Source organism: Methanosarcina spelaei, assembly GCF_002287235.1.
Classification (GTDB): domain Archaea; phylum Halobacteriota; class Methanosarcinia; order Methanosarcinales; family Methanosarcinaceae; genus Methanosarcina; species Methanosarcina spelaei.
In genome coordinates, this window is sequence record NZ_LMVP01000035.1 from 39,194 (window position 1) to 49,618 (window position 10,425).

At 39.3% G+C, this 10,425-nt stretch carries 9 protein-coding genes and 1 pseudogene; 6 read left to right on the top strand and 4 right to left on the bottom strand.

Annotated elements, in window-relative coordinates:
* Nucleotides 1–17: 17 nt before the first annotated feature.
* From vnfK to ASJ81_RS03115, 6 genes are all read left to right on the top strand, one after another.
* Entirely contained in the window at nt 18–1,403 is a 1,386-nt protein-coding gene (gene vnfK, locus ASJ81_RS03090; protein ID WP_095643199.1) for a V-containing nitrogenase subunit beta, read from the top strand.
* Nucleotides 1,404–1,676: 273 nt separating this feature from the next.
* Nucleotides 1,677–3,206: a nitrogenase component 1 gene (locus tag ASJ81_RS03095; protein ID WP_095643200.1), complete on the top strand. Its 1,530-nt coding sequence runs from the start codon at nt 1,677–1,679 to the stop codon at nt 3,204–3,206.
* Complete coding sequence (locus ASJ81_RS03100) at nt 3,191–4,555, top strand: nitrogenase component 1 (RefSeq protein ID WP_095643201.1); 1,365 nt, start codon at nt 3,191–3,193, stop codon at nt 4,553–4,555. The genes ASJ81_RS03095 and ASJ81_RS03100 overlap by 16 nt, the downstream gene beginning before the upstream one ends.
* 1 nt (nt 4,556) lies before the next feature.
* Nucleotides 4,557–4,961 (top strand): NifB/NifX family molybdenum-iron cluster-binding protein, encoded by a 405-nt coding sequence (locus tag ASJ81_RS03105; protein WP_095643202.1) that lies wholly within the window; start codon nt 4,557–4,559, stop codon nt 4,959–4,961.
* Between the two features lie 184 nt (nt 4,962–5,145).
* On the top strand, nt 5,146–6,285 hold the full coding sequence (locus ASJ81_RS03110) for an ABC transporter substrate-binding protein (RefSeq protein ID WP_095643203.1): 1,140 nt from the start codon (nt 5,146–5,148) through the stop codon (nt 6,283–6,285).
* Between the two features lie 319 nt (nt 6,286–6,604).
* Nucleotides 6,605–7,150: a LeuD/DmdB family oxidoreductase small subunit gene (locus ASJ81_RS03115; RefSeq protein WP_095643205.1), complete on the top strand. Its 546-nt coding sequence runs from the start codon at nt 6,605–6,607 to the stop codon at nt 7,148–7,150.
* A 315-nt stretch (nt 7,151–7,465) separates the two neighbouring features.
* Here the strand turns inward: ASJ81_RS03115 and ASJ81_RS03120 are convergent, their stop codons facing one another.
* The 4 genes and pseudogenes from ASJ81_RS03120 to tnpC all read right to left on the bottom strand — a co-directional run.
* Nucleotides 7,466–8,296 (bottom strand): ATP-binding cassette domain-containing protein, encoded by an 831-nt coding sequence (locus ASJ81_RS03120; protein ID WP_245859750.1) that lies wholly within the window; start codon nt 8,294–8,296, stop codon nt 7,466–7,468.
* Between the two features lie 149 nt (nt 8,297–8,445).
* The gene (locus ASJ81_RS03125) at nt 8,446–9,174 is read right to left on the bottom strand and encodes a GTP-binding protein (protein ID WP_095643204.1); all 729 of its coding nucleotides are present in this window, start codon (nt 9,172–9,174) and stop codon (nt 8,446–8,448) included.
* Between the two features lie 16 nt (nt 9,175–9,190).
* Nucleotides 9,191–9,697 (bottom strand): annotated as a pseudogene (locus ASJ81_RS03130) (ABC transporter substrate-binding protein); the annotation flags it as partial.
* A 19-nt stretch (nt 9,698–9,716) separates the two neighbouring features.
* A partial coding sequence (gene tnpC, locus ASJ81_RS03135; RefSeq protein WP_141241575.1) for an IS66 family transposase occupies nt 9,717–10,425 on the bottom strand: 709 nt, incomplete at its 5' end.

The window sequence follows — 10,425 nt, forward strand, 5'->3', positions numbered from 1 at the left end:
AAAAGGCGGTAAAAAAGATGTCGTGTGAGCTGGTGTTGAAAGAGCGAACAGGAATAATTAATCCGATTTATACATGTCAGCCTGCAGGTGCCCAATTTGCAGGAATTGGTATAAAGGATTGCATTCCGCTTGTACATGGCGGTCAGGGTTGCAGCATGTTTGTTAGATTGTTGTTTGCTCAGCATTTCAAAGAAAATTTTGACATTGCGTCTTCATCTCTGCATGAAAGCGCTGCTGTTTTCGGCGGCTCAATAAGGGTAGAAGAAGCTGTTGAGACTCTTATTGTTAGATATCCTCACCTGAGGATTATACCTATTATAACGACCTGTTCAACTGAAACTATTGGTGACGATATTGAAGGTATAATCCGGAAAGTAAATAAGAAAATTGAAGAAAAGCATCCTGACAGAGATGTGAAGCTTATAGCTGTGCATACGCCAAGCTACAGCGGTAGCCAGGTAACAGGCTACGATAATGCAATTAGCGCGATTGTAAAAGCTCTTGCAAAAAAAGATGAACCTTCTGAAAAGTTAAACATATTCACCGGATGGGTAAATCCAGGAGATGTTTCTGAAATTAAGCATGTGTTATCTGAGATGCAGGTTGACGGAAATATACTTATGGATACCGAAACTTTTGATGCCCCTATTATGCCTGACAAATCGGCATTCGCATACGGAAATACAACCATTGAGGAAATCGTTGATTCTGCCAATGCTATTGGGTCAATTGCATTAAGCCGTTATGAGGGAGCAAATGCTGCAAAATATTTAACAGATAAATTCGGCGTGCCTTCAATTGTTACTCCAACACCTATAGGCATAAACAACACCGATATCTTTCTTGAAAATATCAGCAAACTTACCGGCAAGCCCATACCCGAATCACTGATTATTGAACGCGGAAAAGCGATAGATGCGATTGTAGACCTTGCTCACATGTTTTTCGCAAATAAGAAAGTAGCCATATTCGGGAATCCGGATCTTGTCTTCGGTCTTGCGCAATTTTGTCTGGAATGTGAACTTGAACCTGTGCTTTTACTTTTGGGCGATGATAATACACTGTATAAAATTGATCCAAGGCTCAAAGCACTTGAAGAGAAGGCAAACTGCGATATAAAAACTATCTGGAACGCTGATTTATGGGAGCTGGAAAGTCGTGTCAAAGACAAATCCATAGACATCGATTTGATTTTGGGGCATTCAAAAGGCCGATACATTGCTATAGACAATGATATCCCCATGGTCAGAGTAGGGTTCCCAACCTTTGATAGAGCAGGGCTGTGGAAATATCCTGTAATCGGATACAAAGGAGCGGAATGGTTAGCTGAAACAATTGCCAATACGATTTTTGCATCCATGGAAAGCAAGCATGACAGAGAATGGATAATTAATGTCTGGTAAATGAAAGGAGGCAAAAAAATCGATGACAACCAAAGGTACATGATGAACATAACGAGATCATCTTCTATGGCGGTTACATAACGAGATCATCTTCTATGGTGGTTACATAACGAGATCATCTTCTATGGCGGTTATATAATAAGATCACCTTCTATAGCGGTTTTCGGAGCCGTAACTGCCTGAGTATCCTGTTTGATAGCATAAAGCTGCAGCTAAACGCAATCAAGAAGTTTTTGTTTTTTGATTGTAACCGGTTTCAATAATGAGGGTAATATGGTCGGCATTGCTAACGAAAGTGTAGTGTTTTTTGGACATTTAAGCGAGCTTTATCAATTAGCGAAAGAAGGAAAAATTGACACAAAACTACAGGGCAGCCATACCCGTCCCTGTAAATTCTGGACGGCTATGAAAATCTTAAGCGGCATTAAAAATACTGTTGTTATTGCTCATGGTCCAAGTGGCTGCGCGATTGGAGTAAAACAGGCTTATAAGCTAACAAATTGCAGAAATAGCGGTTCCCCATACGAATCCATTATTACTACAAATATTGATGAAAAAGCCATTGTATACGGTGGCGAAAAGGAACTGAAGGGCGCCATACTCGAGGTAGATAACAAATATAAGCCTGACGTTATTTTCGTAGCAACAAGCTGTGCCACCGGAATAATTGGGGATTATGTAGATGCCATAGTGAACAAAGTTAAGCCCAAAATTAACGCCGAAATCATGGCCATTCATTGCGAAGGTTTTGCGGGAGAGTACAGGAGTGGGTTTGACCTGGTCTTCAGGCAGATTGTTCAGCTTATGGATAAGCCTGATCCAGAGAGCAGATCAAAGCTTGCAAAATCCGTTAATATCGTAGGGGGCAAAATGGGTCCAGAAAGGACGGAGATTGAAACTGATGTTAAAGAATTGAGGCGGTTAATAGAAAGCATGGGTGCAAGTGTGAATGCGGTAATAGCAGGCAATTGTTCACTGGAAAAAATAAAACAGGCTCCCAGTGTAGCGGTAAATTGTACCCTATGCCTTGTTATGGGCTATGCGATAGGAAGAGAGATGCTTGACCGGTTTGACACTCCTTTAAACTCTACGATTCTGCCGTGTGGTATAAGCGCAACCGAGAAGTGGCTGAGAGGAGCAGCCAGGCATTTACATCTCGAAACTGAGGCTGAAGAGCTGATCAAAAGAGAATATGAAGCCATAAGCGTCGAATTTGAAGAGGCGAAAAAATGCCTATCAGGAAAGCTGGCAATTGTTGAAGGGCATGATGCGATAAAGTCTCTGTCAATCGCTCACATGCTTGAACGTGATTTTGGTATGAGGGTGGTTATATATAATTTTCATCCCTGGAGCACGCAGGCAAGAGAAACAAGTATTGATTACCTCTTAGAGACCGGGATTGATCCTGAAATACTGATCACAAAGGGTACTCTTGCCTTTGGAAAATATGAGGCAATGGTTCAGACTGAAAATGAGCTTATGGAATATTTGGGAGATCTGAATCCTGAGACAACCGTGTATTTTGGGTCATCAATGAGTTTTCCGAATATTCCTGTAGTTGATTTAAATTCCATATTAAACCGCCCCAGATTTGGTTATAGGGGAGCTTTAAAGGTAGCTAAATGCGTTTGCACTGCTCTTGAGTATTCTTTCAGACCTCGCAGCTGGGTAATGAAAAAAATGGTGTTCTCTGAAAACTCAGGGTTGTGTTCAGCCCAGTCCCTCACACCGAAGCTGGCTCAGGATTTGCCGGATTGCACAGTTTATGCAGGAAAGGAGAGAGACAAATGTATGATGAGTTGAGATTCGATAACTGCAACCATAGCAGGGACCCTATGGTCGGATGTGCTCTTGAAGGTGCCACCGGAGTACTGGCAGGAATCAAAGACATTAGTATTGTCATACATTCCCCTCAAGGCTGTTCTTCAACGGTTTCGGCAGCCTATGACATCCATGAAATCGATTTTACGAAAAGAAAAGTTGCATGCACCAGGCTTTTTGAAACAGACGTGATAATGGGAGCTTCAAGCAAGCTGAAAAACTTAATCAAAGAAGCTGATTCGAAATTTAAAACCAGGGTGATATTCGTAGTTGGTACATGTGCAGCTGATATCATTGGTGAGGATATTGAGGGCTTATGCCGAAATATCCAGCCGCAAACTGATGCAAAGCTTATTCCCTTGATGGCAGGAGGGTTTCGAGGAAACCTCTATGATGGTATTGAACTGGGACTGAATGCATTGCTTCCGTTTATAAAAAAGCAGAAGGAAAAAATTCCAAACACTGTGAACTTAATAGCGCCTCAAGCAAACCTGAACCCTACATGGTGGGCGGATTTGAAATGGATACGTGAAACCCTTGAAAAAATAGGAATTAAAGTTCAGGCTGTGCTTCCTCACGATACGTCTCTGGAAGAACTAAATAATGCCGGGCTAGCATCGGCAAATATACTTCTCAGTCACGATGCTGGGTATCAATTTGGGTTAAAAATGCAGGAAGTACATAATATACCGCTTATACTATCGGACATTCCACTCCCAATAGGACTTAAAAATACTGCAAGATGGCTTCGTGCAATAGGAAAATACTTTGGCGTCGAAGAAAAAGTTGAGGCAATGATAAAAGACGGGGAAGCTATGGCCATTGATGTTCTGAGACGCAGAGGGTTGATGATGATCCCCAGGTACCGCAACTGCAGAGTAGCTGTTTCGGCGGATGCGACCATGGGAATAGGGCTGACCAGAATGTTATTTGAAGAACTGGAAATGATTCCGGATCTGTTGCTGTTCAGATCTTCCGTGTCTGATTCTCAGTTGCTGTTGGAAAATGAGCTTAACAATATGGGAATTTCCCCGAAGGTTGTTTTTTCGGCTGACGGATATCAGATAAAAAAATCTTTGATGGAAAGCTGTATAGATGCTGTATTCTGTTCTTCGTGGGAGTATTATCTGGCTGAAGAACTGGGGATAAAGTTTGCGTTTGATGTTTTCAACCCTACAAACCGGCAGAACTACCTGAATAGGGCATATTTCGGATACGAAGGCATGCTGAACTTTTTAGAAAATGTTGCAAATGACTGGGAACGGGCTCTTCGTTCAAAGCAGATTAACTGGGAAGAGTATTCGGAACTGACTCAAAAATGGAGCTTATAATATGGACACTGAATGCACAATTTTAAATGAAGTAGCAAAACAGAGCTCTGAGACCTTTAAGGTGGCAGTTACTTCAAAAAATGGAAAACTTGTCGACCAGCATTTTGGGCAAACAACCGATTTTATGATTTTTGAGATTACTGGTGGGGATTACAAGTTTCTCGAGACACGCTCGACAAAGAAGTACTGCAATGGAGGTAATGAGCTTAACAATGGATACCATAGGAGGAAAGAAGCAATAGAAACGATCTCTGACTGTGATGCTTTACTTTCTATGAAAATCGGGTTGGGTGCACAAAAAAAGCTTGGAGAATTCGGAATCGACTGCGTTGAATATTGTTACACCGTTGAGAGGGGACTAAAGTATTTGCAAATAATGAGAAGTAAAAAAAGTGAAAAAAATTAGCTTACATCCTGTAGCATTATTTTGAATCAATAATTTTTTCTGATTCCAGACAGTAGTAATAAGTTGCCATATATTATTAGAAGTATATTTTTGATGATAGCGGATGCTATGTCAAGAGTACCCTTGCCAGAATATTTAGTTCTAAAAATAATGCTGGATGCTAGCTCATAAAAGAGGTATCTGGATGAACAATAGAACAATAGTTATCCTATTTGTCTCAATGCTGTCAGTATTATTTTTGTCAGGTTGTATCGAAGAAAATCTCAATTCGACAACGCATGATAATACGGCAAACATACCAACTTCAAACAATAATAATGTGGAAAATACGACAAACGTATTTTCAAACGATAAAAGTGGGGAAACCAGAGTTGTTACTGATTCGGCAGGTAGACAAGTTCAGGTTCCTTTAAAGGTGAAAAGAGTTGCAGATACCTGGATGGGACATAATGAAGTGCTGGCTATGCTTGGAGCTGATGACAGGATTGTTGCAACAATGTTCAGCCCAAAAACAAGACCATGGGCGTACAAAGTTTGTCCGGCCTACTATAACGCTGTAACACTCAGCCCAACATATGATGTCGAAGCTTTGCTTGCCACCAAGCCGGATGTTGTTTTCATGCCAAGCAGGGATAAAAATATCGAGAAAGTTTCAAATCTTGGAGTTCCTGTTGTAGAGGTAAATTTTACAGATTTTGCTTCTATGAAAAAATGTTTTTCAGATACTGCGAATGTATTGGGAGACGAAGAAGCTTTGGAACGTTCACAGAAATATAATGCATATCTGGATAGCAAATTAGAATCGGTAAGAAATATCTCATCCAAAACACCTTACGAAGAAAGACCAAAAGTTCTCCATCTCGTATCACTATCACCTTTGTGTGTAGATGGCGGCGGAAATATCATCAGTGATTGGATTGAAGCTGCAGGAGGTGTCAATGCAGCTGAAGAAGTAAAAGGCGGCATTATGCAGGAAGTCTCAATGGAACAAATATTAAAGTGGAATCCTGACGTGATTATTCTTAGTGTGAACGCCAAATCCGAAGAGAAAGAACAGATAATGAATAGCGAGTCCTGGAAAAAAGTTAAAGCAGTTAAGAATAACAGGGTATATCTAAATCCTGAAGGAGCGTTTATATGGAGTAGGGCTGGAGCAGAAGAAGCGCTTCAGATCCAATGGGCTGCAAAAACCATCAACCCGGACATGTTTCAATCCATTGATATAAATAATGAAACAAAATGGTTCTACAAAACCTTTTTTGATTATGAGCTTACAGATGAGGATGTTCAAAAAATTTTGAATTCACAGATGATGCCGGATTAATCAGAGACTTCATTGAGAATTTTAGTATTTAAAGATTGAATGTTGTTTTGTGAGGCTGCTGAGATAAATAAAATGACAGCAGCTTTTTTTACACAACTATCAAGGAAAAAGGACAGTACCTGTATAGTAAATGAAAAATTGAGAAATAAATACACAGTTCTAAGTAGCTTTTCACTCGAAATAGCAGAATAAGAAAACAAGTGCACAGTTACTAAATTGTGTGTATAAAATTATGTGCTATTGAGGGAAATTATACTTAAACAAAGTTGCTTTTAAAGGAAATTACTTTTAGAGAAAATTACTTTTCAGGTAAGGTGTGATTGTGAGTCTTATTGTAGGTCGAGTCTGGAAATTCGGAGACAACGTTAATACTGATGAAATTATCCCTGGTAAATATTTGCGGAGCAAAGATGTGCAGATCTTTGCAGCTCATGCAATGGAAGGAATTGATCCAGAGTTCACAAAAAAGTTCAGGATTGGAGATATCATTGTTGCAGGTACCAATTTCGGTTGTGGGTCTTCAAGAGAACAGGCTCCTCTTGCTTTGAAATATGCAGGAGTATCATGTGTTATAGCGAAGTCTTTTGCCAGGATCTTTTTTAGAAATGCAATCAATATTGGGCTACCTCTCATAGAGGTTGATATTAATTGTAAGGAAAGAGATAAAGTTAAAGTTGATCTGGCCAGAGGTGAAGTTACAGTTTCAGAGAGAGATATATTTAACGGGAATAAATTGCCGGATTTTCTGCTTGAGATACTTAATGATGGCGGACTTGTAGCTCATAGAAAAAAAGTAACTAGAGAGCAAAACAAAAAAATTTTACTAGAGCCATCAAAAGAAAGAATAAAAGGCCGTCAGTTCTAAACATGGTCATTTTTTATATTACTTTGTCATATTTATTTCTGAGTTGTTTAAAGAAACATCTGCCACATTCAGTGAATATTTCTTCAAAACAGACGGATTAAACTTAAAATTTTCAGGATCATTAAATCCAAGGTGTAATATCTCATTTATTGTAAATTTACAATCGAAATTTTGAGATTTTCCTTCAGTTCAATTTTTCTCCCGACATTTAACTTCAGTTGGAGTGGAATGCATTTGATTAAGTGAATAAACAAAATCTGCGTTAATTCACAAGGTAGATATCTAAAAGTTCGGAAGGTCTGTTTCAAGTACTCATTATCCTGAACACCAATTGATCTCAGTGTCAATCCTCTCTCCATTTCTCAACATGTCACGCAGTTCCATCATTTTGCAATCCAGATATTCCATGTACATCAGATTCTTTCTTTCCTGTTGACTGGTCTCAATAATACTGGACATTGCACCATTCTTGATTACTATCCTGCGATCACCCATTAAAGCTAGCAGTGGATCATGGGTAGATATGAGCACTATTTTTTCTTTATTAACCAGAAGTTCCAGCGCTTTTCTCCTGTTAACTCCTGCATTCTCGATCTCATCAATCAAGACGACAGGAGAAGAGCTCAACAAAGCTGTATCTGCAATCATTAGTGAGCGTGTCTGACCCCCACTAAGTTGGGTAATTGAAATATCATCACTAAACTTCTCTCCTATCAGTTCATTTGCAGTATAAATTATATTATTAACCGTTTCATCCTTCTTGGAAATCATACGGCATTCAGCATGCATAGTAATGAATTCTTTTACTGTAAGGTCTACAACGAAATTCATGTTTTGAGACAACTGCGCCACTATCTTTTGGTCCATCGAAAAGCGTTTCTTTGCTTCAGGTACAAGTCCGTTTATTAGAATCTGCCTTCCTGTAGGTGTATCTTTCTGTGCCATACATTCAATATCTGCCAGCAGCCGGCTTTTTCCGGAACCAGTGGGACCAACAATACAAACTATCTCACCGGGTTTCAAAGTAATGCCTGCATTCTCTGGATTCCCGGACTTGTCTTTTCCCCCAATTACCGTAAGGGAATTTATTTGATGTTGCTTTTCGGGAATTATATTTATTTGGATTATTGCTTCGATATGGTTCAATATCTGTTTTCAATCCATTCCTGAATCCCTCAGGAATTCATCGGTCAGTCCTGAAAGCCAATCCTGCAAGGATAAGGATAAAGGAAGCTCTTTTAATCCGAGAGATGTAAAAAAAGTCTGCAACAAAGGGATGAAAATTCAAAATATCTTTAATCGATGAAGTTAACAGATGACCGTCCACTTTCATGCCCCTCCTTAAAAACCATTTTTTTTGCATTTCCACGCTGGTAATCTTTACTAATTACCATTTCTCCCACACAGTAAGGACATACCGCTGATGGCATGGAAAAGCGTAATTTCTTCCCCTCAAGTCCGCCTACTTCTACTGCCCTGCTCAAATAATAACTTAGATCAAAAGCTCCCTGGCCAGTAAACCCATTGACAAATATAATTTCGGCTTTCGGATTTGCCAATCTTACATTGAAAGCAAAAACCTCCCTTTCTGCTTGAGATACGATATCGCTTTTTGTAATGACGATAACATCAGCTAATTTCAACATTGGGCCTATTTTTTTTGGTGTATAAACTCCTGAAAGGTTATCAATGACACACACCCCAAGTACTTCTTTGATGTGCGGGGAACATCTGCTGCATAAACCGGCACTCTTGGTAATAAGTAGATCCAGTTTATTTTCTCTTCCCCAGGTAAGGCATTCATCAATGTTACTCACAAAGAAATGATCAGGGCATAAATTTCCCGAGAGTCCAACCATAAACGGCAATCCTATTTTTTTATAGGCAAGGTCGTCTTTTGTATAAAGTGAATCAAATTTTATTATGCCTATTTTTTTACATTCTTTTTCAAAGTGTTCAACAGTCTTCAGTATGACTGAAGTCTTCCCAACTGAAGGCGGCCCTGCCACCGTAACTAATTTCATCTCACGTATCTCCTTCCTATTTTAGTACTCTGTTTATCTCATAAATATCAGATTTTTGTAAAGGAGTGACCTGCCACATTTCAAAAAATATCTTTGACGTTAGCCGAATTAATTCCATGGTATCATTGGAGCGCACATAGTCCCACCCAAACCATTTCAGTTTTGCATTGTCCGGATATCTGTAGTTAACTTCGGGATTTAGTGAGGGATAACAATTATCAGCCAGATACTATCCTAACTCTCTGCCTGTAGCGTATTTTATCAACACGTCCAATTTATCCAGCTTTGATTTCTTGGCTAAAATATAGAACGGAAACGCCAGAGCACCATCTTCCGGCCATATTACAGAAGTATTTTCACGCCTCGGACAAATATCAGCCAGAAACCAGGGGATAACATATATGGCTGCGCCAAGCTCACTATTAGAACCTTCAATTCTCGACATATGAACATAATGCAGCATGTTTTTTATATTATACGCTAAATATTTTAGGCTCTGAATTCCATAGTCCTTATATAAAGTTAAAAATAAAAGTAACTATTCAGGGTATAGTTAGCGGCGCTCCTTTGAGCGCCGCGAGAATACCCTCTAAAACAGGTAAACCATTCTTTCTTATTGTTGAAATATATGCTCTAATTCTGCAGAAAGCTTCCGCTCCTCGTGCAGTTCTGAAAGTTCCTGATATTTTCTGCTGTAGCTTCATCATCCTGACATCTCTTTCTGCTTGATTATTCTCAAACGGAACTTTCAAGTCTGTCAGGAATCTCAGAATCTTGTCTTTATGTTCTATAAACCTATCAAGCAGATTCCTTGCTTTGGTTTTTGGATTCTTACCACGTTTTCCTCGTTTTTCAGGATTTAAAGAAGGTGGATTTTCTTCAATTCCTTTCGCGACTACAGCATTGAACCTTTTTTCTAATGCCTTAACTTGTTCAAAATCTAGATTTTTGACCTGCTCTTTACACTCATCAGCATACTTTTTCATTTCAGACAACAGCTCATTCATATCTTTAGCCCATTGCTGTTTATAATTCTCTTCAATTCCAGTAAGTTCTCTCTGGAGATGAACATTGCAAAGAGCATGATCACAATTATAACTGTTGTAAGGTTTCCATCCATCGTGAACTGCTACCCCTTTAAACTCTGGAAGAATTCCCATAGCATCAATAGCTTCGGATCCTCTTTTTGCATGAGTAAAATAACAGGTGTATTTGTCAGTAGAAGCTACATGAAGCCAATGTCTTTTTCCT